The organism is Mycobacterium sp. 3519A, assembly GCF_900240945.1.
In the GTDB taxonomy this organism is placed as follows: domain Bacteria; phylum Actinomycetota; class Actinomycetes; order Mycobacteriales; family Mycobacteriaceae; genus Mycobacterium.
Genome location: NZ_OESG01000014.1, coordinates 122,171 through 146,359, shown reverse-complemented (window position 1 = coordinate 146,359; position 24,189 = coordinate 122,171). Strand labels below are relative to the sequence as shown.

General features: G+C 67.1%; 25 protein-coding genes. 11 read left to right on the top strand and 14 right to left on the bottom strand.

Going from position 1 to position 24,189, the window contains the following annotated elements; translation table 11 throughout:
• Together C1A30_RS21870 and C1A30_RS21865 are read right to left on the bottom strand one after the other, a co-directional pair.
• Positions 1-876 carry an N-acetyltransferase gene (locus C1A30_RS21870; protein ID WP_101950501.1) on the bottom strand — a complete coding sequence of 292 codons (876 nt, stop codon included), beginning with the start codon at positions 874-876 and terminating at the stop codon, positions 1-3.
• 3 nt (positions 877-879) lie between these two features.
• Positions 880-1,473, bottom strand: a complete 594-nt coding sequence (locus C1A30_RS21865) for a peptide deformylase (protein WP_101950500.1) — start codon at positions 1,471-1,473, stop codon at positions 880-882.
• A gap of 137 nt (positions 1,474-1,610) precedes the next feature.
• Between C1A30_RS21865 and C1A30_RS21860 the strand changes: the two genes are divergently transcribed.
• The 5 genes from C1A30_RS21860 to C1A30_RS21840 are packed head-to-tail and all read left to right on the top strand — an operon-like array spanning position 1,611 to position 4,905.
• The gene (locus tag C1A30_RS21860) at positions 1,611-1,919 is read left to right on the top strand and encodes a DUF3263 domain-containing protein (RefSeq protein WP_101950499.1); all 309 of its coding nucleotides are present in this window, start codon (positions 1,611-1,613) and stop codon (positions 1,917-1,919) included.
• Between the two features lie 42 nt (positions 1,920-1,961).
• On the top strand, positions 1,962-2,429 hold the full coding sequence (locus C1A30_RS21855; RefSeq protein WP_101950498.1) for a LytR C-terminal domain-containing protein: 468 nt from the start codon (positions 1,962-1,964) through the stop codon (positions 2,427-2,429).
• Between the two features lie 10 nt (positions 2,430-2,439).
• On the top strand, positions 2,440-3,150 hold the full coding sequence (locus tag C1A30_RS21850; protein WP_101950497.1) for a superoxide dismutase family protein: 711 nt from the start codon (positions 2,440-2,442) through the stop codon (positions 3,148-3,150).
• Positions 3,131-4,270, top strand: a complete 1,140-nt coding sequence (locus C1A30_RS21845; protein ID WP_101950496.1) for a glutamate--cysteine ligase — start codon at positions 3,131-3,133, stop codon at positions 4,268-4,270. Before C1A30_RS21850 ends, C1A30_RS21845 begins: the two co-directional genes overlap by 20 nt.
• A 2-nt stretch (positions 4,271-4,272) precedes the next feature.
• Positions 4,273-4,905, top strand: a complete 633-nt coding sequence (locus tag C1A30_RS21840; RefSeq protein WP_101950495.1) for an LON peptidase substrate-binding domain-containing protein — start codon at positions 4,273-4,275, stop codon at positions 4,903-4,905.
• Here C1A30_RS21840 and C1A30_RS21835 read toward each other — a convergent pair whose 3' ends face one another.
• The 8 genes from C1A30_RS21835 to C1A30_RS21800 all read right to left on the bottom strand — a co-directional run bounded on the left by C1A30_RS21835 (position 4,906) and on the right by C1A30_RS21800 (position 12,662).
• Positions 4,906-5,811: an SAM-dependent methyltransferase gene (locus tag C1A30_RS21835; protein ID WP_101950494.1), complete on the bottom strand. Its 906-nt coding sequence runs from the start codon at positions 5,809-5,811 to the stop codon at positions 4,906-4,908. It lies immediately after the preceding gene.
• Positions 5,798-6,160, bottom strand: coding sequence for a monovalent cation/H(+) antiporter subunit G (mnhG, locus tag C1A30_RS21830; protein WP_101950493.1), 363 nt, complete (start codon positions 6,158-6,160; stop codon positions 5,798-5,800). Before mnhG ends, C1A30_RS21835 begins: the two co-directional genes overlap by 14 nt.
• Complete coding sequence (locus C1A30_RS21825; RefSeq protein ID WP_101950492.1) at positions 6,157-6,444, bottom strand: monovalent cation/H+ antiporter complex subunit F; 288 nt, start codon at positions 6,442-6,444, stop codon at positions 6,157-6,159. Before C1A30_RS21825 ends, mnhG begins: the two co-directional genes overlap by 4 nt.
• A 31-nt stretch (positions 6,445-6,475) precedes the next feature.
• On the bottom strand, positions 6,476-7,009 hold the full coding sequence (locus C1A30_RS21820) for a Na+/H+ antiporter subunit E (RefSeq protein WP_101950491.1): 534 nt from the start codon (positions 7,007-7,009) through the stop codon (positions 6,476-6,478).
• Positions 7,006-8,601 (bottom strand): Na+/H+ antiporter subunit D, encoded by a 1,596-nt coding sequence (locus tag C1A30_RS21815; protein ID WP_101950490.1) that lies wholly within the window; start codon positions 8,599-8,601, stop codon positions 7,006-7,008. Before C1A30_RS21815 ends, C1A30_RS21820 begins: the two co-directional genes overlap by 4 nt.
• Positions 8,598-9,068 (bottom strand): Na(+)/H(+) antiporter subunit C, encoded by a 471-nt coding sequence (locus C1A30_RS21810; protein WP_101950489.1) that lies wholly within the window; start codon positions 9,066-9,068, stop codon positions 8,598-8,600. Before C1A30_RS21810 ends, C1A30_RS21815 begins: the two co-directional genes overlap by 4 nt.
• Positions 9,065-11,941 (bottom strand): Na+/H+ antiporter subunit A, encoded by a 2,877-nt coding sequence (locus C1A30_RS21805; protein ID WP_101950488.1) that lies wholly within the window; start codon positions 11,939-11,941, stop codon positions 9,065-9,067. The genes C1A30_RS21810 and C1A30_RS21805 overlap by 4 nt, the downstream gene beginning before the upstream one ends.
• A gap of 61 nt (positions 11,942-12,002) precedes the next feature.
• The gene (locus C1A30_RS21800; protein ID WP_101952789.1) at positions 12,003-12,662 is read right to left on the bottom strand and encodes a TrkA family potassium uptake protein; all 660 of its coding nucleotides are present in this window, start codon (positions 12,660-12,662) and stop codon (positions 12,003-12,005) included.
• A 105-nt stretch (positions 12,663-12,767) separates the two neighbouring features.
• Between C1A30_RS21800 and C1A30_RS21795 the strand changes: the two genes are divergently transcribed.
• The 3 genes from C1A30_RS21795 to C1A30_RS21785 all read left to right on the top strand — a co-directional run bounded on the left by C1A30_RS21795 (position 12,768) and on the right by C1A30_RS21785 (position 17,449).
• Positions 12,768-14,264 (top strand): potassium/proton antiporter, encoded by a 1,497-nt coding sequence (locus tag C1A30_RS21795; protein ID WP_101950487.1) that lies wholly within the window; start codon positions 12,768-12,770, stop codon positions 14,262-14,264.
• Positions 14,265-14,283: 19 nt separating this feature from the next.
• Entirely contained in the window at positions 14,284-15,708 is a 1,425-nt protein-coding gene (locus tag C1A30_RS21790) for an FAD-dependent monooxygenase (protein ID WP_101950486.1), read from the top strand.
• A gap of 346 nt (positions 15,709-16,054) precedes the next feature.
• Positions 16,055-17,449 (top strand): hypothetical protein, encoded by a 1,395-nt coding sequence (locus tag C1A30_RS21785; RefSeq protein ID WP_142392643.1) that lies wholly within the window; start codon positions 16,055-16,057, stop codon positions 17,447-17,449.
• Positions 17,450-17,516: 67 nt separating this feature from the next.
• On the opposite strand, the gene C1A30_RS21780 is transcribed toward C1A30_RS21785, so the two are convergent.
• A complete protein-coding gene (locus C1A30_RS21780; RefSeq protein ID WP_101950484.1) occupies positions 17,517-18,803 on the bottom strand; it encodes an SLC13 family permease in 1,287 nt (428 codons plus the stop codon).
• A gap of 12 nt (positions 18,804-18,815) precedes the next feature.
• On the bottom strand, positions 18,816-19,310 hold the full coding sequence (locus tag C1A30_RS21775; RefSeq protein WP_235010140.1) for a CBS domain-containing protein: 495 nt from the start codon (positions 19,308-19,310) through the stop codon (positions 18,816-18,818).
• Positions 19,311-19,442: 132 nt separating this feature from the next.
• On the opposite strand from C1A30_RS21775, the gene C1A30_RS21770 reads away from it, so the two are divergent.
• Complete coding sequence (locus C1A30_RS21770; protein ID WP_101950483.1) at positions 19,443-20,297, top strand: sensor histidine kinase; 855 nt, start codon at positions 19,443-19,445, stop codon at positions 20,295-20,297.
• Complete coding sequence (locus C1A30_RS21765) at positions 20,297-20,953, top strand: response regulator transcription factor (RefSeq protein ID WP_101950482.1); 657 nt, start codon at positions 20,297-20,299, stop codon at positions 20,951-20,953. The genes C1A30_RS21770 and C1A30_RS21765 overlap by 1 nt, the downstream gene beginning before the upstream one ends.
• Here the strand turns inward: C1A30_RS21765 and C1A30_RS21760 are convergent.
• Entirely contained in the window at positions 20,920-21,384 is a 465-nt protein-coding gene (locus C1A30_RS21760; RefSeq protein ID WP_101950481.1) for a DUF1707 domain-containing protein, read from the bottom strand. The two genes, C1A30_RS21765 and C1A30_RS21760, sit on opposite strands and share 34 nt — an antisense overlap.
• 43 nt (positions 21,385-21,427) lie before the next feature.
• On the opposite strand from C1A30_RS21760, the gene C1A30_RS21755 reads away from it, so the two are divergent.
• A complete protein-coding gene (locus C1A30_RS21755) occupies positions 21,428-21,913 on the top strand; it encodes an SRPBCC family protein (protein ID WP_101950480.1) in 486 nt (161 codons plus the stop codon).
• A gap of 73 nt (positions 21,914-21,986) precedes the next feature.
• Here the strand turns inward: C1A30_RS21755 and C1A30_RS21750 are convergent, their stop codons facing one another.
• On the bottom strand, positions 21,987-24,188 hold the full coding sequence (locus tag C1A30_RS21750) for an AAA family ATPase (RefSeq protein WP_200828396.1): 2,202 nt from the start codon (positions 24,186-24,188) through the stop codon (positions 21,987-21,989).
• Between the last annotated feature and the right edge of the window lies 1 nt (position 24,189).

The window sequence follows — 24,189 nt, the reverse complement described above, 5'->3', positions numbered from 1 at the left end:
CTACAGGCTACGGGCGTCCAGATAGCGCGACCGGTGGTGAACGGTGAAGCCCATCGACTCGTACAGCCGGATCGCCGTGGTGTTGTCCGTCAGCACCTGCACGTAAGCCCGCGTCGCGCCACGTTCGCCACCCCACGCCAGCAACCCCGCACACAAATCGCGCGCCAGCCCCCGCCGCCGCGCCTGCGGCACCACGTGCACGGCGGAAAGCCCCACCCAGCGTGTGCCGTCGGGCGCGGTCGTCACCGCGGCCCTGCCCACGGCCGCGCCCGCGATGGCGCCGAACGCCACCTCGCCGTCGACGACGGCGGTCAGCACATCGACCGGGACCTCGCGCCGGTACAGCCGCAGCCACTCGTCATCCGGCGCATCCGCGATGTCCACAGCAGCGGCCGCAACAGCCAACTCGCCTGCCATGACCAGGTTTTCGCCATCCGTCGGCACTGCCGGTGGGACGCGCAGCAGCCGATCCGGCGCGGCCGCCAACGGCGGCAGCCCACGCGCCGCATACCAGTCGACGATCGCGCCGACCGCGCCAACTGAAAAGTCCAGCGGGACAGCCGAATTCGCACGTCGAGTGCTGCCGTGCCCGAATCGCAGCAGCCAGCCGTCGACCCACTCGTGCTCCGCGCCAGGCCACGCCAGCGCGGCGGCGTGCTCGAGGTTTCGGATGTCCCCGGTCCGCACCGGTGCCGCCGCAAGGGTTTTCATTGTCACGACATCTGCGGCCGCGACGGAAACCACGTCGCCGCGTTTGGTGCGTACCGACAAGATCTCACCAACCGACACCAGGTGTCCGATCACGTCGGTCAACGGCGGCGTCGACCCGGCGGGCAGTCGGTAGCGCACAACGACGCGATCACCGACTTCGGCCACGGCTCAGTGACCGAACGGATCCGGGTCCTCGCCCGGCATCCACGTCAGCCCGGGCACACCCCAACCGTGCGACTTGACCGCCCGCTTCGCGCTGCGCGCGTGCCTGCCGACCAGCCTGTCCAGGTACAGGAAGCCGTCCAGATGGCCGGTCTCGTGTTGCAGCATCCGTGCGAACAGGTCGGTGCCTTCCAGCGTGATCGGCGTGCCGTCGGCGTCCAGGCCGGTTACCCGCGCCCAGTCGGCGCGCCCGGTCGGGAACGACTCGCCGGGCACCGACAGGCAGCCTTCGTCGTCGTTGTCGGGGTCCGGCATGGTCTCGGGAACCTCGGACGTCTCGAGGACCGGGTTGACCACGACACCGCGTCGCCGCGCCGTGCGGCCACGCTCGTCGGCGCAGTCGTAGACGAACACCCGCTTGGCGACACCGATCTGATTCGCCGCCAGTCCGACGCCGTTGGCGGCGTCCATCGTGTCGTACAGATCCTTGATCAAGTCGGCGAGATCCGCCGGCAGCGAACCGTCGTCGGCGACGGGCACCGGTTCGGTCGCAGTGTGCAAGACGGGATCTCCGACTATGACGATGGGTCTGACAGCCACGGGGGAAGCTTAAGTCGGCAATGCTTCTAGCCCGACTCGCGGGTCTGGGTAACGCTTGCGCCTGCGATCCCGTGATTGAATGTTCGCCGACACGTCAGCTATGTCATTTCGATTGTGGGGAAGGGTCCAGGGGCAATATGGACGGCGCGATCGCGCGGACTGAGCAATCCGGGGATGACTCTGAACTCACCGATGGGCTGACCAGACGCGAGCACGACATCCTGGCGTTCGAGCGCCAGTGGTGGAAGTACGCGGGTTCCAAAGAAGACGCCATCAAGGAACTCTTCTCGATGTCGGCCACCCGGTACTACCAGGTGCTCAACGCGTTGGTGGACCGCCCCGAGGCGTTGGCGGCGGACCCGATGCTGGTCAAGCGGTTGCGCCGGATGCGGGCCAGCCGGCAGAAGGCCCGCGCGGCTCGTCGGCTGGGCTTCGACGTCACCTGAGGTTTTCGGGCCAGTACGGCTCTCTCGATAGAGTGGGCGGCAATGAATCAGCGAAACTCGTCCGGGCTGCCGCTGCGCGCCATGGTGATGGTGTTGCTCTTCCTCGGCGTGGTGTTCCTGCTGGTCGGGTTCCAGGCGATGGGCTCCGACGACTCGGACAACGACCAGTCGTCCGCGATCGCCACCACCATCAGCAGCACCCCGTCGACCACGTCGCCCTCACCGAAGGCCGCGCCTGCGAAGGCCGACGTGCGCGTCTACAACATCTCGTCGACCGAGGGCGCCGCCGAGAACACCGCCAACCGGCTGCGCGAAGCAGGCTGGAACGTCACCGAGACCGGCAACCTGGAGCTGCCGGAGATCTCGGCCACCACCGTGTTCTTCAGTGACGCGCCGGGCGAGCGCGAAGCCGCCGACGAAGTGGGCAAGCTGCTCGACGCGCCGGTGCAACCGCGGGTTCCCGAGCTGACGGAGCAACCGCCGGGCGTGGTCGTGGCGGTCACCGGCTAGGCTCTTGCGCATGCTGAAGACCGTCGCTGCCGCTGCCTTCTTCGCCGTTCCCCTCGTCGCACTGACCGCGTGCAGCCCGAACGAACCCATCGCCACTCAACCCGGCACCACACCGTCGGTGTGGACCGGTTCACCGTCGCCGTCCCCATCGCCCACTGAGGCCGGGGGCGGACATGGCGCCCAGGGGCAGGCCGCCGCCAGTGGTGAGAAGCTCACCGCACAGCTGAAGGCGGCCGACGGCACCACGGTGGCCACCGCCGACATCGAGTTCGCGGGTGGCTTCGCGACCATCACGGTCGAGACCACCACACCCGGCAAGCTGGCCCCGGGCTTCCACGGTCTGCACATCCACTCGGTCGGCAAGTGCGAAGCCAATTCCGTGGCGCCGACCGGCGGTGCGCCCGGTGACTTCAACTCCGCCGGTGGACATTTCCAGAAGGCGGGACACACCGGTCATCCCGCGAGCGGCGACCTGACGTCGCTTCAGGTTCGCGCGGACGGCACCGCGAAGCTGGTGACAACGACCGACGCGTTCACCGCCGAGGATCTGCTCGGCGGCGCGAAGACCGCGATCATCATCCACGAAAAGGCGGACAACTTCGCCAACATCCCCGCGGAGCGCTACCAGCAGGTGAACGGCGCGCCGCCGCCAGACGAGACCACCATGGCCACCGGCGACGCCGGAAAGCGCGTGGCTTGCGGTGTCATCGGCACCGGCTAGCCACCCAGGCCACATAGATTTCGCCGGCTCACCCCGGCCGACTCTCGGCGTCGAGTGGGAGTTCGCGTTGGTCGACGCCGAGACCCGCGACGTCAGCAATGAGGCCGCGGAGGTGATCGTCGAACTCGGCGAGAACAATCCGCATGTCCACAAGGAACTGCTGCGCAACACCGTCGAGGTCGTCACGGGCATCTGCGATTCGGTGCCTGAGGCGATGGACGATCTGCGGTCGACATTGCGGGCCGCACGCAAAATCGTCCGCGGCCGCGGGATGGAATTGTTCTGCGCGGGCACCCATCCCTTTGCGAAGTGGTCGCCGGGCAGCCTCACCGACGCACCGCGCTACGCCGAGTTGATCAAGCGCACGCAGTGGTGGGGCCGCCAGATGCTGATCTGGGGTGTGCACGTCCATGTGGGCATCTCGTCGGCGCACAAGGTGATGGCGATCAACACGTCGTTGCTCAACCACTATCCGCACCTGCTGGCGCTGTCGGCCTCGTCACCGTTCTGGGACGGCGAGGACACCGGCTACGCCTCCAACCGCGCGATGATGTTCCAGCAGTTGCCCACCGCCGGTCTGCCGTTCCATTTCCAGACCTGGGCGGAGTGGGAAGGGTTCGTCTACGACCAGAAGAAGACCGGCATCATCGACCACATGAACGAAATCCGCTGGGACATCCGGCCGTCGCCCCACAAGGGCACGGTCGAGGTGCGGATCTTCGACGGGGTGTCGAACATTCGCGAACTCTCGGCGCTGGTCGCGCTGACGCACTGCCTGATCGTCGACCTCGACCACCGTCTGGACGCCGGTGAGCGCCTGCCCACCATGCCGCCGTGGCATGTGCAGGAGAACAAGTGGCGCGCGGCGCGTTACGGTCTGGACGCCGTCATCATTCAGGACGCCGAGAGCAACGAGCGCCTGGTGACAGAGGATCTCGACGAACTGCTCAACCGGCTCGAACCGGTTGCCAAGTCGTTGAAGTGCGCCGACGAACTCGCCGGGGTGTCCGACATCTACCGCTCCGGGGGTTCCTATCAGCGTCAGCGCCGGGTCGCCGAGGAGCACGACGGTGATCTGCGCGCTGTCGTCGACGCTCTGGTTGCGGAGCTGGACATCTAGCCGTGCTCGTCACGCCGATGTTCCCGCTGGAGGTGGCGATGCTGCCCGGCGAGGAGCTGCCGCTGCGGATCTTCGAACCTCGCTATACCGCAATGGTTTCGGATTGCCTCGGCGCCGACGACCCATCGTTCGGCGTCGTGTTGATCTCGGCGGGCCGCGAGGTCGGCGGCGGCGACACCCGCAGCGATGTCGGCGCGATGGCGCACATCACCGAATGCGCCGATTTCGGCGACGGCCGCTACCGGCTGGGCTGCCTGATGGCCGAGCGGATCCGGGTCCTCGAGTGGCATCCCGACAATCCGTATCCCCGTGCGGCCGTGGAATTCTGGCCCGATCAGCCCGGCCCGCCCGTCGACGTCGACGCGATCCGCGACATCGAGGACCGGATGGTCGCGCTGTTCGAGCGGATCGCGAGGGCCCGCGGCGCCGAGGTCGATCCGAGGGACATCGTGGCCGGCGCCGACGATTCCGGAGACACCGCAATGTGGTTGTACGCGTTGGCTTCCCGCGTGCCGATGGGGCAGGCCGACCGCTATGCCGTGCTGGCCGCACCCACGGTCGCCGAGCGCGTGGTGGCGCTTCGCGACGCAGTGGACACCGTCACGGCGATGGTCGAGTTCCAGCTGTCCGAGTAGTCAGCTGAGCCGATGGCCCTCGATGAACACGCTGCGCGGAATGGTGGCTTCGTCCTGATCCGGTCCGCAGCGGCCGTACCGGGTCATCAGATCGCCCGCCTCGACCGTGGAAACCTCCCAGCCGTGCTCGCTGAGCCAGTCGGCCACATCCGTGCGGTCCTCGACGTACCACAGATCCTGAACATCGGGTTCGGAGCGTTCCGCCTCACCGGCCTCCTCGCGTAACCGGCGCATCTGTTCCCGACGGGCGGCCAGGTAGTCCCGGTCGAAGAAGCCGCGGCCGAAGGACTCGACGGCGACGCGGCTACCCCTGGCGCTGAGTTCATGGATCCGTTCGAACAGCAGGTCCTGGCCTGCGGCGGGCAGGTAGGGCAGCAGCCCCTCGGCCGTCCACGCGGTGGGCACCGTGACGTCGAATCCGGCGTCCCGCAACGCTTTCGGCCAGTCCTGCCGCAGGTCCACCGGCACCGCGACGTACCGGGACACGCTGGGCTTGGCGTCGTTGCGGGCCAACGTGTCGGCCTTGAATTCGAGCACCTTGGGCTGGTCGATTTCGTAGAGCACGGTGTCGGCGAGCCACGGCAATCGCCATCCCCGCGCGTCGAGGCCTGCCGCGAGGATGACTGCCTGGTCGATACCGTTGGCGCCTGCGGCGATGAAGAACTCGTCGAACCACTTGGTCCGCGACGCGGCGTAGTTGCCGATCGACCGGATGCGTTCGAGCATCGAACCGGGCGGCAGTTGCCAACCCTTGGCGACCGCTGCATCGACGAACATCTGGGCATACGGGTCGGTGAACAGCGGACAGCCCGACGTCGCCTCCTGCGACCGCGACCATGCAACACCGAGCGCGGTCGCGCCCACACCCTCGGTGATGTCCCAGCTGTCGTCGTCAGTTCTCGCCATTGCCACGGGATTCCCTTTCCAGGACGAACTCAAGCATCTCGTCCTTGGTCAACAGGTCGTCGCGAATGTTCTGCTCACGGTAGGCCAGTTGGCCCACCCGGTTGGCGATCACCGGAGCGGTGAACAACGTGAACAAGCCGGTGAGGATCACCATGCCGACGTCGGCGTGGCCGCGCAGTCGGATCGCGGCGCCCGCCAACACCAGCAACAGGCCGAGCACCTGCGGCTTGGTCGCGGCGTGCATGCGCGTCAGCGTATCGGGGAAGCGGACCACCCCGATGGCCGCCGTCAGTGCCAGGGTCGACCCGCCGAGCACCAGCACGGCGGTCAGTACATCCAGTATGTTCATCGCAAACCCCTTGATGCTCTGGGCTTTTCGATGTCAGGGACGCGGAAGCGTGCGACGCTGACCGAGCCGACGAAGCTGATCAACGCCAGAGCGGTCAGCCCGTAGGTCACCGTGGTGTCCAGGCTGTAGGCGGCCCAGGTGCCGATCGCGCACATCGCCACCGCGACGAGGGCGTCGAGCGCGACGAGGCGGTCCAGTGTGCTGGGTCCGGCGAGCAACCGATACATGGTGAGTGCGGCGGCAGCGGTCAGCATCACCGCGGCAATGATCCAAACGCCGTTCATGCGCGATCCGCCTTCGCTACTCGCTCGGTGTTCATGCGGTTCCCCTCTCCTCGATTGGTCGCCAATCCTCGTCGCGCTCGAACGACGCCACCAACAACCGTTCGATCTGGGCGATCTGGCGGTAGAACCTGGCCACCGCGCGCTCGGATCCGACGTCGATCACGTGCACGTAGATCATCCGGCGAACCTGGTCGATCTCCAACACGATGGTGCCCGGCGTCAGGTTGATCATGTTGACCGCCAACGCCAGCACCAGATCCGACTTGAGCGCCAGGTGGGCGCGCAGCACCGCGTTCAGTGGCGGCGGTCCCGGCTTGACGGCGAGAAACGCCAACTGCACAGACGACACCACCAGGTGCCACGCCACCAGGAGCACCAACCGCAGCAACGACAGCGGGTGCAACTTGCCCTCGACCGGCACCGCGGGCAGCGGCAGCAGCAATGTGATGCACAGTGCGACGGCCAGCCCTGAGACGATGTTGGCCGCAGAGAACGTGCCCCACAACAGAATCCACACCAGCATCAGCCAGATCAGCACCCACACGCGCAGCGCGATACTTCTCATTCTGTGCTCCTCAGCACCGCGCTGATGTAGTGGTTGCGGTCGAGCACCTCGTCGGCGGCGCGACCGCTGTACGAGAAGATCGGCCCCGCCAGCACCGTCAGGGTCAGGCCGACGGCGATCAGCGCGCCCGTCGGCAGCACCATGCCGACCGGCATCCGGCCGACGTGATCGCGGTCGACGAACTGGATGTCCTCGGGTTCGTCGAGCAGCGCCGACGGCGACGCCGCGGACAGTTGCCCTTCCGGCGCGTCCGCACGCGACCGCCAGAACGCCTTCGTCCACACCCTGGCCACCACGTACAGCGTCAGCAGGCTGGTGACGACGCCCCCGCCGACCAACAGCCAGGCGAGCACCGAACCGCTCTGCGCGCCCGCCTCCAGCAGCGCCACCTTGCCGATGAACCCGGAAAACGGGGGAATGCCACCGAGATTCAGTGCGGGCACGACAAACAGGAACGCCAGCAGCGGGCTGACCGCGGCCAGTCCGCCGAGCCGCTGCATCGTCGACGCACCGGCCTGCCGCTCAATCAAGCCGACCACCAAGAACAGCGTCGTCTGCACCACGATGTGGTGGGCCACGTAGTAGATGGCACCCGACATGCCGAGCTGACTGGACAGCGCGATGCCGAACACCATGTAGCCGATGTGGCTGACCAGTGTGAACGACAGCAGACGTTTGATATCGCTCTGCGCGATCGCACCGAGGATGCCGACCAGCATCGTCAGCAGCGCAGCCACCAGCAGCAACGGATCGAGCCCTCCGCTGGGGAACAGCAGCGAATGGGCCCGGATGATCGCGTAGACACCGACTTTCGTCAGCAGGCCGGCGAACACCGCGGTGACCGGAGCGGGCGCGGTGGGGTAGGAGTCCGGCAGCCAGCTCGACAGCGGGAACACCGCCGCCTTGATGCCGAACGCCACCAGCAGCACCGCGAACATCGCCGTGCGGGTGCCCGGCGTCACGCCGTCGAGCCGGACGGCCAGCTCGGCCAGGTTCAATGTCCCCGTCGCCGCGTAGACCAGTGCGATGCCGAACAGGAACACCAGCGACGACACCATCGACACCATCACGTACGCGATGCCCGCCCTGACCCGGTCCTTGCTTGCGCCGACGGTCAACAGCACGAAGCTCGCCGAAAGCAGCACCTCGAACCCGACGAACAGGTTGAACAGGTCACCCGCCAGGAACGCGGTGCACACCCCGGCGGACAGCACCAGGTAGGTCGGCAGGAAGATCGAAACCGGTTGGCGGTCATCGCCGTCGCGGATGCCCTGCCCGATGGCGTAGAACACCACCGCCAGCAACACGATCGACGACACCACCAGCATCAGTGCCGACAGCCGGTCGACCACCAGGCTGATCCCGAGTGGGCCCAGCCCGGGCTCGGTCGGCCCCCACCCGCCGACGTGCAGCACCAGGGTGCCGCCGCGGTCGGTGAGGTGCAGCAGCATTCCGCAGACCGCCGTCACCACGCACAGCGCGACCAGGGTGATCAGCCGCTGCAGCCGCGGCCTGCGCCCGGCGACCAGCGTCGCCGCCGCGCCGACCATCGGGATCAGCACCGGCAGCGGCATCAGGACTGCGGGGTTCATCGCGATCCCTCGTGTCCAGGCAGCGCATCCAGTTCGTCGGGCGCGTCGGTGTCGATCCTCAGGTCGGGCTCCGGGCGGTCGTCGGCCAGCGGGCCACCGTCGGCGCCTGCGAGTTGCGAAACCCGCGCATCTTCCGGGTCGTCGGTGACTTCCTCGGCCGTGTTCAGTCGATACGAGCGGTAGCTCAACGCCAGCACGAACGCCGCGATGCCCATCGCAATCACGATGGCCGTCAGGATCATGCCCTGCGCCAACGGATCTGCGGTGGTGGTCTCGCCGTCGCTGACGCGACCCCTGATCGGCGGATTGCCGGACGCGCCGCCGACGTTGAGGATCAGCAGGTTGATGGCGTTGCCGATCAGCAACAGCCCCAGCAACATTCGTGTCAGATTGCGTTCCAGCAGCAGGTAGACACCCGCGCTGGTGAGTCCGCCGATCAGCACGAGGGGAACCAGATAGGTGGTCATCGCGACATCACCGCCGCGGCACGCTGACTGATCTCCACATCCACCCTGGCGCCGAGGCTGCGCAGCACGTCGAGCACCAGTCCGACGACGATCAGGTACACCCCGAGGTCGAAGAACAGTGCGGTGACGAACTTCACGGTGCCAAGCACCGGCACGTCGATCTGGATCAGCGCCGACGACAACGCCGGTGCGCCGACGAGAAGCGAGGCCACCGCGGTGCCTGCGGACAGGGCGAGGCCGACGCCGAGGATCTTGCCCGCATCCAACGGCAGCGTCTCACCGAGTTCGTACCTGCCGCCCGCCAGATACCGCAGCACCAACGCCAGACCCGCGGTCAACCCGCCCGCGAACCCACCGCCGGGCGTGTTGTGCCCGGCGAAGAAGAAGTACGCCGACAACACCATGATGAGCGGGAAGATGATCCGGGTGGCGACCTCGAGCACCAGCGACCGGTGCCGCGGATCGCGCAACTCGCTGCCCCGCAACCAGGTCACGTCACCCGCGGCCGGGCTGCTCGCGAACGCCGGTAGCTGGCCGATGTCGGGCTGGCCCACGTCGGAAACCCGCGGCGCGGCGCCGAAACGCCTGTGCCGGAACACCATCGACGCGACGCCGGTGGCCGCGACCAGCAGCACCGACACCTCGCCGAGCGTGTCCCATGCCCGAATGTCGACCAACAGCACGTTGACCGTGTTGGCGCCGTGTCCGCGGAAGTACGCCGCGTCGGGCAGCAGGGAGGCGATCGGCGTGCCGGTGCGCGCGGCCATGGCGTACACGGCCAGCGTCGTGACGGTGGCGCCGACCGCGAGCGCGAGCACGGCGCGCGGCAGCCGCAACCGCTTGATGTTCTCTTCGTCGGCTTCGGCGGGCAACGTGCGCAGCACCAGCACGAAGATCACCAAAGTCAGTGTCTCGACCAAAAATTGGGTGAGCGCCAGATCGGGTGCGCCGTGGAACGCGAAGATCACGCCGCAGCCGTAGCCGGTGACCCCGATCAGCAGCACCGTGGCCAGTCGATTGCGCATCACGGTCGCACCCAGGGCCGCTGCGAGCATCAGCAGGCCGACCACGACCTGCAGCGGCGAATCCCACAACGCGAACTCGGGCCTGTCGCGGGCGCCCACCGCGAGCGCGACGACGGGCACCAGCACCAGCGTGCACAGGATCGTCGACTGGATGGCCGGGATCGAACCGCGCTGGGTCAGGCCGGTGAGCCGCACCGACAGCAGATCCAGCCCGCGCAGCGCGGCGTCGTAGATGTGGTCGGCGTTGCCGAGCGGCTTGTTCACGGTGCGCATCTGCCGCAGCGTGGCGCGGCCGAAGTACGCCGCCGTGCCGACAGCAAGCACCAGCACCGACAGCAGCAGGGGCGTGCCGAAGCCGTGCCACAGCGCCAGGCTGTACCGGTCGCTGCCCGGCACGGTGTCGGCGTAGGTGTCGAGCACCCGGTCCAAACCGGCAGGCCACACCCCGAACACCAACCCGGCGGCGGCCAGTATCGCCGGGGAGATCAGGAAAGTCGTTGCCGGACGGTGCATTTCGGCAACCAGCTTGCTCGGCTCGGCCCGGCCCTTGCGGCTGAACGCGCCCAGTAGGAACCGGAGGCTGTAGATGGTGGTGAACACCGAGCCAAACACGATGCCCGCCAACACGTACGGCGCAGCGGCCCCGAGTGACGGCGCGTGCGCGATGGTTTCGAAGTCGGCTTCCTTGGCGACGAAGCCGAGGAACGGTGGCAGCGCGGCCATGCTCGCGGTCGCGCCGACGGCGATGATCAGCAGTGGCCGGCTGCGGTCACCGAGCCACGCCAGCCTGCGGATGTCGCGGGTGCCGGTGGCGTGGTCGATGATGCCGACGACCATGAACAGCGACGCCTTGAACATCGCGTGCGCGCACAGCATGGCCAGCCCGGCCAGCATCAGGTCACCGCCGCCTGCGCCCACCATCACAGTGATCAGGCCGAGTTGGCTGACCGTGCCGAACGCCAGGATCAACTTCAGGTCGTATTCGCGCACCGCGCGCCAGCCCGCCAACAGCATGGTGAGCAGGCCGAGCACCACCACCGTCGGCCGCCACGGTGGCGAGTCGGCGAAGCCGGGACTCATCCTGGCGATCAGGTAGACGCCGGCCTTGACCATCGCGGCGGCGTGCAGGTATGCGCTGACCGGGGTGGGCGCGGCCATGGCGCCGGGCAGCCAGAAGTGCATCGGCACGATCGCGGACTTCGACAGCGCACCGACAAGGACCAACACGATGCCGACGGCGGCCGCCGCGCCCGTCGGCGGTGCGGCGACCAGTTCGCTCAACAGATAGGTGCCCGCCAGATTGCCGAGCACGACGATGCCGACCAGCATGGCCAGCCCGCCGAACGTCGTCACCAACAGGGCCTGGGTGGCGGCCCGGCGACTGGTGGCGCGTTCGGCGTAGTGGCCGACGAGCAGAAACGACAACACCGTGGTGAGCTCCCAGAACACGTAGAGCACCAACATGTTGTCGCTGCAGACCAACCCGAACATGGCGCCCGAGAACGCGACGAGTTCCGCGGCGAAGCTGGGCAACCGCTTCTCGGTGTGCCCGTCATGGTGATGGAAGTAGTCGGTGCAGTAGAAGAGCACCAGCGCGCCCACCCCGAGCACCAACACGCTCATGATCGCCGCGAGCGAGTCGAAGCGAAGGGTGATGTCCATCGACAGTTCGGGCAGCCACGAGACGTTGACTGTCGTTCCGCCAGGGGCGGGCCAGTTCGCTACCACCCAGATCAGGGAGCCCAACGGCACCAGAGCCAGGGGATAAAACGCGAGCCGGCCCCATCGGTAGACGAGCAGCGGTGCCAAGGCGGTCGCGACCGCGTGGACGAAAAGGACGGCGAGCATGGCACTCCGATTTCTGTCGGGGTGTCAGCCTTGTTTTTACTGACTCTGGATTGATCCCACTCTACGGGCCGTGCACGATCGCCCGTATCTTGGCTTCGACCTCGTCGTTCGCGACGAACAACATCTCATCGCCCTCTTCGAGGACATCCTCGGGCGTGGGAAGGATGACGCGATCGCCGCGCAACACCGTGACGAGCGCGTTGTTCGCGGGGTTGGCTAGGTCTCCGACGCGCGTACCGACCAGCGGGTTGTCGGCAGGCAGCGTCAACTGCGCCAGGTTCGCGGCGCCCTTCCGCAGCCCCATCAGCCGCACCACGTGGCCGACGTCGATGGCCCCCTCAACCGCGGCGACCATCGCGACCGGGGTGGACACCGCGACGTCGATGCCCCATGCGTCGGTGAACAGCCACTCGTTGCGGAAGTCGTTGACGCGGGCGACCACCCTTGCGACCCCGAACTCGGTCTTGGCCAGCAGCGACATCGTGATGTTCGACTTGTCGTCGCCGGTCGCGGCGATCACCACGTCGCACAACTGCAGCCCGGCCTCTTCCAGGGACGTCAACTCGCACGCGTCGGCGAGAAACCACTCGGCGCCGGGCACCGCGGACGGTTCGTAGCGCGCCCACTGCTGCTCGATCAACAGCACTTTGTGCCCGTTGTCGACCAGTTCCTGGGCGACCGAACGACCGACCGCACCCGCCCCGCCGATCGCGATCCGCATGACCCCGTCCAATCCGAGCACCGCGCTCATAGTCGTTCGTACTGATTAACTAGCACCTACACAAGTCCAGACGCAGCGGCCGCTGGGAAGTCCGAGGAGGTTGCCATCACCCTGCACCAGCTGTACCTGGCCTTGCTCGCCGGTGGCTTGGTCCTGCTGGCCAGCATCATCGCGACCCGGCTGGCGACCAGAGTCGGCTTTCCCAGCCTGTTGCTGTTCCTCGCGGTCGGCGTGGTGCTCGGTGAGAGCGTGCTGGGCATCCAGTTCGACAACGCACAACTGGCGCAGGATCTGGGCACCGCGGCGCTGGGCGTGATCCTCGTCGAGGGTGGTCTGACGACGAAGTTCGGCGACATCCGCAAAGTGCTTGCGCCCGCGACCATTCTCGCCGTCGTCGGTGTCGCCGTCAGCACGGCGGTGACCGCGGTGGGGACGCATTACCTGCTCGGCATCGACTGGCAGTTGGCGCTGCTGCTGGGCGCGATCGTGTCCAGTACCGATGCCGCCGCGGTGTTCTCGGTGCTGCGGGTGGTGCCGCTGCCGAGGCGGTTGGCCGGCCTGTTGGAGGCGGAGTCGGGTTTCAACGACGCGCCAGCCGTCATCCTTGTGCTGTTGTTCGCCGCGACCCCGTTCAAGCTGGAGCCCGGGACCATCGTGGCAACCGTGTTGTACGAGTTGACGATTGGCGCGGTGATCGGTATCGGGTGCGGGTTCCTCGGGGTGGCTGCGCTGCGCCGCATCGCGTTGCCCGCTTCGGGTCTGTACCCGATCGCGATCTTCGGGCTGGGCATGGTCGCGTTCGCCGCCGCAGGCTCTGCGCACGCCAGTGGTTTCCTCGCGGCTTACCTGGCGGGGCTGGTGCTCGCGAATTCAGGGCTGCCGCACCGCTCGGCGACCAGGTCGTTCGCGGAGGGCGCGGGTTGGCTGGCGCAGATCGGATTGTTCGTGCTGCTCGGGTTGCTGGTCTCGCCGGGTGAACTCGTCGACCAGGTGATCCCCGCCATCGTCATCGGCCTCGTTCTGCTGCTGCTGGGGCGGCCACTGTCGGTTGTGTTGTCGCTGATCGGCTTTCGGGTGCCGTTCCGCGAACAGGTGTTCCTGTCCTGGGCGGGGCTGCGCGGCGCGGTTCCGATCGTGCTCTGTACCTACCCGATCGTGGCAGGGGTGCCAGGCAGCGACAGATTGCTGTCCATCGTGTTCATCCTCGTCGTGGTGTTCACCTTGGTGCAGGCGCCCAGCCTGCTGCTGGTGGCGGAACGGTTGGGGCTGATCCGCCGCGACACCGCCCGCGAGATCCAGGTCGAGGCGGCGCCGCTGGACGTGCTCGGCGCCGAACTGCTCACCATGACGGTGCTTCCCGAGTCGCGACTGCACAACGTCACCGTGCTGGAGTTGCGCCTACCCGACCCCAGCGTCATCACGCTGATCATCCGGGACGGGCATTCGTTCGTGCCGCAACCGGATACGCACCTGCGGACCGGCGACGAAATCCTGATCGTCACCACCACGAAGTCGCGCGAGAACGCCGAACGGCGGCTGCGCGCGGTCAGCCGTCGCGGCAAGCTCGCCTACTGGTTCGACGAGTACGGCGAGTCGGAGTGAGCGGACTACGATCCCGCTTGTGGCCACCACCGACGCGGTAGTCGTAGGCGCGGGGCCGACGGGGCTGATGCTCGCGTGCGAGCTGGCGCTCGGCGGCGCCACGGTCAAGGTGCTCGACGAGCGCACGGACACACCCAACATCACCAGAGCGTTCGCAGTACATGCCCGAACACTGGAGTTGCTCGACGCACGCGGTATGGCCGACGAGTTGTTGTCGAGGGGAGTGCCGGTCCACGAAATCGTGCCGCCCGGTGGCGGGTCGGTGAAGCTGGGGGACCTACCAACCCGATTCGGGATGGTTCTGATCGTGCCGCAAAGCGGAACGGAGAAAGTGCTACAGGCGCACGCCGATGACCTTGGCGTCGAGTTCGTCCGTGGTTCCGAGGTGGTCGGCCTGACGCAGGACGACGAGGGTGTCACGGTCGAGTGCGCACGCGGCGACAATGTGCGGGCGAGTTACGTGATCGGATGCGACGGCGCCCACAGCGCGGTGCGCAGTCAGCTAGGCATCGACTTCGTCGGCAAGCAGTACGAGACGCACATCCTGCTGGCCGACGTGCAGTTGACGCGGGCGCCCGGTGACACGTTGACCGGCATCCCCAACGAGAAGGGCGTTTCGCTGCTGATCCCGTTCGGCGACGGCTGGTTCCGCGCCATCGTGTGGGACCGGCTGCGCGAACAGGCGCCGCTGAGCGAGCCGGTGACGTTGGACGAAGTCCGAGACTCGTTCAACAGGATCGCCGGGCACGACTTCGGAATGACCGAGATACGCTGGAGTTCAAGGTTTCTCAGCGAACGCCGGCAGGCGAGGCATTACCGGAAAGGTCGGGCGTTCCTGGCGGGCGACGCCGCCCACGTGCATTCCCCGCTCGGCGGGCAGGGCATGAACACCGGAATCGGCGACGCGATGAACCTCGGCTGGAAATTGGCTGCCGCCGCGCGGGGATCCGCGCCGCCGTCGCTGCTGGACACCTACGAGGCTGAGCGCCATCCTGTCGGCGCGAGCGTCCTGCAACTCACCGATGTCTTCAATCAAGTGGTGCTGGGTCACTCCCGGCTGCGACGCCTCGTCCGCACTGCGTTCGTCGGCACCATCACCCGGATCCCCCGCACCAGAAGGCTACTCGCCGAACGGCTGAGCGGTATCGGCGTCGCCTATCCACATGCGAGGGACGAGGACTGGTTGGTCGGCCGCCGGATGCCCGACATCGTCTGCGAGGGCAAGCGCGCGTATGAGCTGCTGCGCGACGGCAGGTTCGTATTGGTGACCGCTGCGCCGGTGCAACTGGATCGGCCGGACATCGTGCACGCGGTCGACGATCATCCGGAGCTACCCGACGCGGTACTCATTCGACCCGACAGTTACGTCGCGTGGGCAAGCGAACGGCTTCCCGAAGCGTCCGAACTGGCAACGGCGGTCGATCGCTGGAGCCGAGCAGGCTAACAAATCGTCTGCGATCTCACGATGTGATACGCGGCCGAGCCCCGGCAACAACTGAACCACGCCTCTTCGGCGAACCTGGACACCAGCTGTGAACGCCTGCGGGCGCCGTTGCTCACCGGAGCGCGAACCGCTCGCAGCGGAGGATGTCCGGTGCGCGAAATACCGCGACGGGGCGTTGTGGAATCCCGCTCGTGACCTGCATTGTTTGCTGTGTTGATCTTGATACGAACTGACCCACTGGTAAGTTGGCGGGCTGCGCAGCACCATAACCTGACTTATGGCAACGTAGCCCGCCACCGTTTGCTGATACTGGTAGAAACCAGCTCTAGCAGCAACGATTCCATCCGTGGTCGTCAGCTGGCAACGAGGAAAAACGCCGCAATCGGGGCTTGACCGGAATTTACTAGTCGGTAAGTTATCGGCGCACAGCGTAATTCCAGGTTCAGAAAGGTCTCACATGCAATTAGCTGCTGCTCGGGCATCGATCGCGACGGGCGTTGCGATCGTCGGAGCCAGTGTCCTCGTCGCGTCCCCGGTGGCACCCCCGGTGCCCGACCTCTCGGACGTGCCCGCGGTTAACTCCGTAGCGACCGAGCTCACTGCGCTTGTCAACCCGATCGAGGTGCTGACGCCGATCTTCCAGCAGGCCTTCGAGAACGCAGGCGCGCTCGGGCAGCAACTGCTCCACGCCCCGGCGGAAGTGGCACAGCAGATCATCACGGGGCAGCTGAGCACTGTATCGGAGCTCATCAGGATCGCGGGGGTGTTCGGCGAGCAGTTCGCCACCGCCCTGGGTGATGCGCCGGCAATGCTGCAACATGCGATCGGCCAGATCTCCGCCGGGCAGATAACCGCAGGGTTGAACACACTTGCCGAGATCGTCCTCACGCCGGTCTCCGGCCCGATTCTCGAAGCGATCTTCACCGGTAGCGGACCCCTCGTCGATTTGGTCGACGTGCTTTCGCAATCGCTCAGGTTCGTCCCGGGCGTATCGAATGCTGTTGAGTTGCTGGCGGATCCGGATTTCCTGCTCACCGTCGGCCTCGGTCCCCTGCAGTCGATCTACGCTCTTAATACTGCGGTCGGCGGCACCGCCGAGACGCTGGTGGGCGCCGCCAAGGCAGGCGACCCGATAGCCTTCGTCAACGGTGTCACCAATGGCGTCGCAGACATCACCTCCGCGGTACTCGACCGGTTGCTCAATCCCGGCACCCCGCCCTATGGATATGACCGGGGTCTGATCGCTGCAGTCATCGAGGCGGGCAAGATGATCGTCCAGGCTCTGGTCTCACCTGCCCCAGCGGCCGGCATCGCCGCGATCAATGCCACCAAGGCCGCCCCACCGGCGACGACGTTGACGCTGTCCACGGGTCCCGTCGACACCTCTGTCGACGGGCAGACCGCAGCTGAAACCAAAACGGGCGCAGACGAGTCCGGTGAGTCCGAGGGCGGTAAGTCGACGACTGAGGCGGTGGAAAAGAGCTCCGAGGAGTCGAAGGCAACCGCGAAGGTCAACGTCGCGAAGACGCCGAAGACTCCGGCCGTCCGCACCGGCCTGGTCGCGGTTCCGGGCGAGGTGACCGTGGGCATTAGCGACAAGTCGACGAGCGAGTCTGAGCCGCAAACGGATTCGACCTCGTCTGCGAGTGAGGGCCCAGCGACGTCAGACACCTCGACGACCGGTTCGAACACGGCCGACGAGGGCAGTTCGAAGGACACCGATAGCGGCGACGACGACTGACGACAGAACCGGTTTGGGGCCTCGCCACGACGGGGAGGCCCCACCGGCGAGTCGGAGTGAGCGGACTTCAGAAGTAGCGCAGCCAGACGTAGAGCCATGCCAGCGCCGTGCTGAGCAGCGTCACGATGATGCCGTAGCGGGTGAACCGCCAAAAGCTGATCGGGTGGCCCGCGCGCTGCGCGATGCCGACGGCGACGACGTTGGCGCTGGCCGCGATCGCGGTTCCGTTGCCGGAGAAGCACGCCCCCAACGCAAAAGCCCACCACAGCGCCCTGCCGGTTTCGACGTCAGGAGCCTGCGCCGCCATCCCTTCGACGACCGGTGTCATCGTAGCCGTGTACGGGATGTTGTCGACGAACGCACCGAGCACCGCCGACCCGAACAGCAATCCCGTTGCGGCAAGGAAGAAGTCGTCGCCGAACAGCGTGATCGCCGCATCGCCCAACCATCCGATGACGCCGGTGTGCACCAGACCGGCGACCATCGCGAACAGTCCCATGAAGAACACCAACGTCGACCACTCCACCTCCGGAAGCACCTCGCCGACATCGATGTTCGTCACCAGCAGCATGGCCCCGGCGCCGAGCAGCGCGACGATCGACGGGGCCACGTGCAGCACCGAATGCAGACCGAACCCGACGATCACCACGGCGAGGACGGCCAGCACACGCACCAGCAACCGCGGGTCCTTGATGGCCCGCCGCTCCTGCAGCGCCATCACCTCTTCGAGTTGAATATGGTTGCCGCGCATGTCTTTTCGGAACAAAAACCTGGTGAACACCACGAACAGCGCGAAGATCACCGCCACGACCGGCGCCATGTTGACCAGAAAGTCGTTGAACGTCAATCCCGCTCGGCTGCCGATGATGATGTTCGGCGGGTCGCCGATCAGGGTGGCCGCACCGCCGATGTTGGACGCCAGCACCTCGGCGATGAGGAACGGCTGCGGCGCGATGTGCAGGCGATCGCAGATGACCAACGTCACCGGCGCCACCAGCATGATGATCGTGACGTTGTCGAGGATGGGCGAGGCGATCGCGGTGATGACCATCAGCATCACCATCAGCCGGAACGGTTTTCCCCGCGAACGCTTGGCGGCCCAGATCGCGAGGAAGTCGAACAGGCCGGTCTGTTTGACCACGCCGACGATGATCATCATGCCGAGCAGCAGGAAGATGACGTTCCAGTCGATGCCCTCGTGTTCGGAGTAGAAGATCTTCGAACCCGGGGTGAACCCGAGGATGGTCATCAGTCCCGCCGCGACGAGGACCGTCTTGACCTTGGGCGCCCGTTCGGTGGCGATGAACCAGAACGCGCCGACGAATATCGCTAGGGCGAGTACCGGGGCCAGCACGGCGCCGGCGACTCAGTCGTTGGGGCCGGCTACTGCCAAGCTGGTGAGCAACCGCTCGAGGGTGACCGCACCGGTGAGACGTCCGCTGCGATCGACCACGGCGATCAACGGGCTGCGTTTGTTCGCCATCACCGTGGCGACCTCGAGCAGCGTGGCCTCCGGCGCCACCGTGGTGGGCTTGGCCGCGGGCTTGGGCAGGCAGTCGCCGACGGTGAGCTTGCCCGGCCCGTGCCAGAACAGATCGGCATGGATTTCGTCGACCGTGCGTACCAGCGCGGGATCGTCCCGGTAGGACTCGGGGATGGTCAGGCGCAACACCTGCGTGCCGGGCAGCACGGCGACGGGACGGTCGTCCTCGTCGACGACCACCAGACCCGGCAGGCGGTTGACCACCATCAATTGCACGGCCTTGGAAACCGGGTCCTCCATCCGGACCGTCGGTGGGGTCACCGCAATCTCGTGTGCTTGCATGACTTCGTTCCGTTGAATGCCGACTGTGATTGTCATGGTCCTCGTTCTCCTCGCTCCAGGTGATCAGTGTCGGGAACCCGGCGGCGGGTGACCATTGGGTCTGACACCCATTCGGCGTGGGTTTCGGACTGTATGGACAAACCCGTTTCCGGCTATCACGCTGGGGCTATGAGACGGGCGCGCACTCCCGCGACCGCGCTGATTCGGCGGGTCGTGGTGATCAACGGCCTGATCTTCACGCTGGGCACGCTGATCCTCGCGTTGTCGCCGGCGACGGTGTCGTCGCGGATCAAGCTGACCGAGATCCCGGTTCTGGTGGTCGGACTGGCGATCATGTTGACGGCGAACGCATTACTGCTGCGGTCGCGGCTGGCGCCGATGCTGAAGTCCGAGCGGTCGACGGCCAATGCGTCGGCGCTCGCGGCGCAGGAGAACGAACGTCAGCGCATCGCCCGCGAACTGCACGACGAGATCGGTCAGACGCTGACCGTGGCGTTGTTGTTCCTGAAGCGCGCCGTCGACCGGGCGCCCGCCGAGATCCGCGGGGAACTCGAGGACACCCAGGAGGCAGTCAGGGCCGGCCTCGACGAGGTGCGCAGCATTGCCCGTCGGTTGCGCCCGGACGCGTTGGATGACCTCGGATTACACAGCGCGCTGAATGCGCTATGCAGCGAGTTCACCCAGGCGACAGGAATCAACGTCGTCAAAAACGTTGCGCCGCAGGAGAATCGGCTCAATCAGGACATCGAGTTGGTGTGCTATCGCATCGCTCAGGAGAGCCTGACGAACATCGCACGCCACGCGAAGGCGTCGAAGGTCTGGCTGGATCTGCACACGTCGACCGAGCAGTTGGTGCTTCGCATCGCCGACGACGGGCGCGGCGGCGTCGACAAAGAAGGTGCCGGGATCAACGGTATGCGGGAGCGCGCGCTGTTGGTCAGCGCCGAACTCGCCATCGCCTCGCCGCCGGGCGAAGGCACCGAGGTGCGGCTGACGATTCCGCTGGCCGGGGGACACGAGTGATGCTGGCACAGCCCGCCCGGATCCTGTTGGCCGACGACCATGCGCTGGTGCGCAGCGGGCTGCGCAGGATCATCGACGCCGAACCCGATCTGCAGGTGGTGGCCGAGGCTGCCGACGGGCACGAGGCGCTGGACGTCCTCGAGCACACCCCGGCCGACCTGGCCATCCTCGACATCGCGATGCCGCGGATGACCGGACTGCAGGCTGCCCGCGAGATCAACCGCAGGCATCCGCACCTGCGGATCCTGATCCTGTCGATGTACGACAACGAGCAGTACTTCTTCGAGGCGCTCAAGGCAGGCGCGTCGGGGTACGTGCTCAAATCGGTGGCCGACCGCGACCTGCTCGAGGCGTGCCGGGCGACGTTGCGCGGTGAGCCGTTCCTGTACGCCGGTGCGGTGACGGCGCTGATCCGTGACTACCTGCACCGCGCCAGGCAGGGCGACGACCTGCCCGACACGATTCTCACGCCACGCGAAGAAGAGGTGCTCAAACTGATCGCCGAGGGATACTCGACGCGGGAGATCGCCAACACGCTGGGCATCAGCGCCAAGACCGTCGACCGGCACCGGACGAACACACTGGCCAAACTCGGCCTCAGGGACCGCCTCGAGTTGACCCGCTATGCGATCCGGGCGGGGCTGATCGAGCCGTGACGCCGGCACGGCGCCAGCACCGCGTATCGAATCGGTAGTGCGTGGCCGGCCACGCCGATGCCTGCGCCGAGGATCGGCCAGATCGGCCAGAAGTACCACGCCCCCGCGGTCAGGCCGACCGCCAACCACACCGTCAGCACGATGACGACCATCGCCAGGTAGGCGCCCAGATGGATGCGCACGCCGAGTCGGGCGGCACGCTGCCGCGCTGCCTTTCGCTCGGGGTCGTTGCGGTGCAGTTGCGCGAGCGGTAGATCGGCGACGAGTTGACGCAGTTCAGCGGTGCTGTGCGCGGCGAAGGTGGCCTGCAGTCGGTGGTCGTACTCGTCGAAGGCGAGGTAGCCCTGGGACAGCGCCAGCCCCAACTGCTTGGCGGTCCTTTCCCGGTCGCGGTCGCCGGCGCGAACGGACGTGACGGCGGGTGCGGTCATGGGGCCCTCCGATCTAGGCAGTGACAAGTTCTCGGGCTCGACTATGCCCCGCGAACTTGTCACTGTCAAGATGTTGTTGAATCTGAATGTGACCTCCACCGTCGTCACTGCGAGTCGCGAGATCTCGGCGCCCGCGGACAAGATCTTCGAACTCATCGCCGACCCGGCACTGCAGCCGCAGTGGGACGGTAACGAGAACCTGGCGGAAGCGCCGACCGGTCAACGGGTTCGGACAGTCGGTGACGTGTTCACCATGAGGCTGACCGAAGGCAGCGAACGCACCAACCACGTCATCGAATTCGAGGAGGGCAGGCTGATCGCGTGGCTGCCGTCGGAACCCGGTAAGCCACCGCCCGGTCACCTGTGGCGGTGGCGGCTGGAACCGCTCGGGTCGCGCACGCTGGTCATCCACACCTACGACTGGTCGCAGCTGACCGACGAGAAGCGGTTGCCCAGGGCGCGGGCCACGACCGCCGACCGGCTGTTGGCGTCGATCGAGCGGTTGGCGGCGCTGGCCGAGCGGAGTTGATGCGAGGCTGCACTTATCGTGTGAAAGTGCGAGTAAGCCGCGCGGTAACTACAGTTTCGCGGTGCCGGCCAGGTCAGCGCGCGGCCGAGAACGCCCGCAGCGACTCGACTTGCGCCGGATCCAGTGACGGCCGGACGGTTTCGCGTGCCTTGGCGACGTCGGCGGCGGTGACGTCGGCGGCGTCGATCGACCGGCGCATCGCGGTCAGTGCGGCCTCGCGCAGCAGCGCCACGCAGTCGGCCGCGCTGTAGCCCTCCAGTTCGCCCGCCAGGGTGTCGAGGTCGACGTCGTCCGCCAGCGGAATGGATTTGCCTGCGGTACGCAGGATTTCGCGGCGCGCCTCGGCATCGGGCGGCTCGACGAACACCAGCTTCTCCAGTCGGCCCGGTCGCAGCAGCGCCGGGTCGATCAGGTCGGGCCGGTTGGTCGCGCCGAGCACAACGACGTCGCGTAGCGGTTCGATGCCGTCGAGTTCGGTCAGCAGCGCCGCGACCACACGGTCGGTGACGCCGGAGTCGAAGCTCTGCCCGCGCCGCGGCGCCAGCGCGTCGATCTCGTCGAGGAACACCAGCGACGGCGCGGAGTCGCGGGCGCGCTGAAACAGTTCGCGCACCGCCTTTTCCGACGAGCCGACCCATTTGTCCATCAACTCGGCGCCCTTGACGGCGTGCACCGACAGCCGCCCCGAACTGGCCAGCGCGCGCACCACGAACGTCTTACCGCAGCCGGGCGGGCCGTAGAGCAGCACGCCGCGCGGTGGGGCGACGCCGAGTCGCTGGAACGTCTCGGGATGCTGCAACGGCCACAGCACCGCCTCGGTCAGCGCCTGTTTGGTGGCCGCCATGTCGCCGACGTCGTCGAGTGTCACCGACCCGACCGACACCTCTTCGGTGGCCGAGCGTGACAGCGGCCTGATGACGGTTGTCGCGCCGATCAGATCGTCCTGCGTCAACTCGGGCGGCGCACCGTCGGCGCTGGCCCGCGACGCCGCCCGCAGCGCCGCCTCGCGCACCAGCGCGGATAGATCCGCGACGACGAAACCCGGTGTGCGCTCGGCGACTTCGTCGAGGTTGAGGTCCTTCGACGGCACGTCGCGCAGCAGCACCTCGAGCAACTGCTTGCGGACCGCCCCGTCGGGCAGGGTCAGTCCGAGTTCGCGGTCGCACAGATCGGGGGCACGCAGTCGCGGGTCGACACCGTCGGGTTGCTGCGTGGTGGCCACGAAGGCCACGCCTTTGGTGCCGACCGCGTTGCGCAGTTCGGTCAGAATCAGCGTGGACACCGGGTCGGCGACCGACGGCAGCAGCGCGTCGATATCGGTGATCAGCAGCACGCCACCGCCGTCGCGGACGGTGGCCACCGCCGACGACACGCTCTTGAGCCGGTCTTCTGCGCGCAGTGCGCCCACCTCGGGGCCGTCGAGTTCGACGAGCCTGCGGTCCGCGCACACCGCGCGCACCAGCGCGGCCTTGCCGACGCCGGCGGGCCCCGACACCAGCACACCGAGATTGCTTGTCGCGCCGAGCGTTTCGAGCAGCTCGGGTTGGTCGAGCGCGAGCTTCAGCCATTCCGTAAGCCGCGACGCCTGTGCGTGTGAGCCCTTCAGGTCGTCGATGTTGACGGCTGCCGACTTCTTCGGCGTCGACACCGTGTGCTGGCCTGCGGTCGCGGGTCCGCTCGGCGCCACCCCGTCGCCCCAGCTGACCACCGAATTCGGTTGCACGCTCACCGGTCCCGCGGGGTCCACACCGGTGACCGTCAACAGCTCGGAGGTCCATGTGATGCCGACCGACGACGCCAGCGCCGCGGTGGCTGTGGATGTCGGGATGTCGGGGCCGAGCTCACGCGGCAGCAGCGAGACCGTGTCGCCGACCGTCATCACCTTGCCGAGCAGGGCCTGGCGCAGCGTCGCAGGCGAAATCGACTGAGTGGCAAGGTTGGAGCCGCTGACTGTCACCGACTTGGCGCCGTAGACAGTGACGGCCGAGACGATCACGGTGGTGTCCTCACGCAGGCCCGCGTTGGACAGCGTCACGTCGTCGAGCAGTGCGGTGCCCGCAGGCGTGCCCGCTGGCGCGACCCCTGCCACCGCGGCGGTGGTGCGTGAACCGGTCAGCGAGACCGCGTCCCACTCCCGGATGCCAAGGGCCGCAATGGCTTCCGGATGCAGCCGGACCACGCCGCGCCGAGAGTCCAGTGCTGACGTGTTCAGCCTGGCGGTCAGCCGAAGATGGCTCAGCGGCGGATCGGATGCCGCGGCCTCGGTCTGAGTCATC

Excerpts from the sequence above, each read along its gene's own strand:
- C1A30_RS21860 (WP_101950499.1), top strand. The coding sequence starts at position 1,611 with ATGGACGGCGCGATCGCGCGGACTGAGCAATCCGGGGATGACTCTGAA.
- C1A30_RS21855 (WP_101950498.1), top strand. The coding sequence starts at position 1,962 with ATGAATCAGCGAAACTCGTCCGGGCTGCCGCTGCGCGCCATGGTGATG.
- C1A30_RS21850 (WP_101950497.1), top strand. The coding sequence starts at position 2,440 with ATGCTGAAGACCGTCGCTGCCGCTGCCTTCTTCGCCGTTCCCCTCGTC.
- C1A30_RS21835 (WP_101950494.1), bottom strand. The coding sequence starts at position 5,811 with ATGGCGAGAACTGACGACGACAGCTGGGACATCACCGAGGGTGTGGGC.
- mnhG (WP_101950493.1), bottom strand. The coding sequence starts at position 6,160 with ATGAACATACTGGATGTACTGACCGCCGTGCTGGTGCTCGGCGGGTCG.
- C1A30_RS21825 (WP_101950492.1), bottom strand. The coding sequence starts at position 6,444 with ATGAACGGCGTTTGGATCATTGCCGCGGTGATGCTGACCGCTGCCGCC.
- C1A30_RS21820 (WP_101950491.1), bottom strand. The coding sequence starts at position 7,009 with ATGAGAAGTATCGCGCTGCGCGTGTGGGTGCTGATCTGGCTGATGCTG.
- C1A30_RS21815 (WP_101950490.1), bottom strand. The coding sequence starts at position 8,601 with ATGAACCCCGCAGTCCTGATGCCGCTGCCGGTGCTGATCCCGATGGTC.
- C1A30_RS21810 (WP_101950489.1), bottom strand. The coding sequence starts at position 9,068 with ATGACCACCTATCTGGTTCCCCTCGTGCTGATCGGCGGACTCACCAGC.
- C1A30_RS21805 (WP_101950488.1), bottom strand. The coding sequence starts at position 11,941 with ATGCTCGCCGTCCTTTTCGTCCACGCGGTCGCGACCGCCTTGGCACCG.
- C1A30_RS21800 (WP_101952789.1), bottom strand. The coding sequence starts at position 12,662 with ATGCGGATCGCGATCGGCGGGGCGGGTGCGGTCGGTCGTTCGGTCGCC.
- C1A30_RS21775 (WP_235010140.1), bottom strand. The coding sequence starts at position 19,310 with ATGACAATCACAGTCGGCATTCAACGGAACGAAGTCATGCAAGCACAC.
- C1A30_RS21770 (WP_101950483.1), top strand. The coding sequence starts at position 19,443 with ATGAGACGGGCGCGCACTCCCGCGACCGCGCTGATTCGGCGGGTCGTG.
- C1A30_RS21765 (WP_101950482.1), top strand. The coding sequence starts at position 20,297 with ATGCTGGCACAGCCCGCCCGGATCCTGTTGGCCGACGACCATGCGCTG.
- C1A30_RS21760 (WP_101950481.1), bottom strand. The coding sequence starts at position 21,384 with ATGACCGCACCCGCCGTCACGTCCGTTCGCGCCGGCGACCGCGACCGG.
- C1A30_RS21755 (WP_101950480.1), top strand. The coding sequence starts at position 21,428 with ATGCCCCGCGAACTTGTCACTGTCAAGATGTTGTTGAATCTGAATGTG.
- C1A30_RS21750 (WP_200828396.1), bottom strand. The coding sequence starts at position 24,188 with ATGACTCAGACCGAGGCCGCGGCATCCGATCCGCCGCTGAGCCATCTT.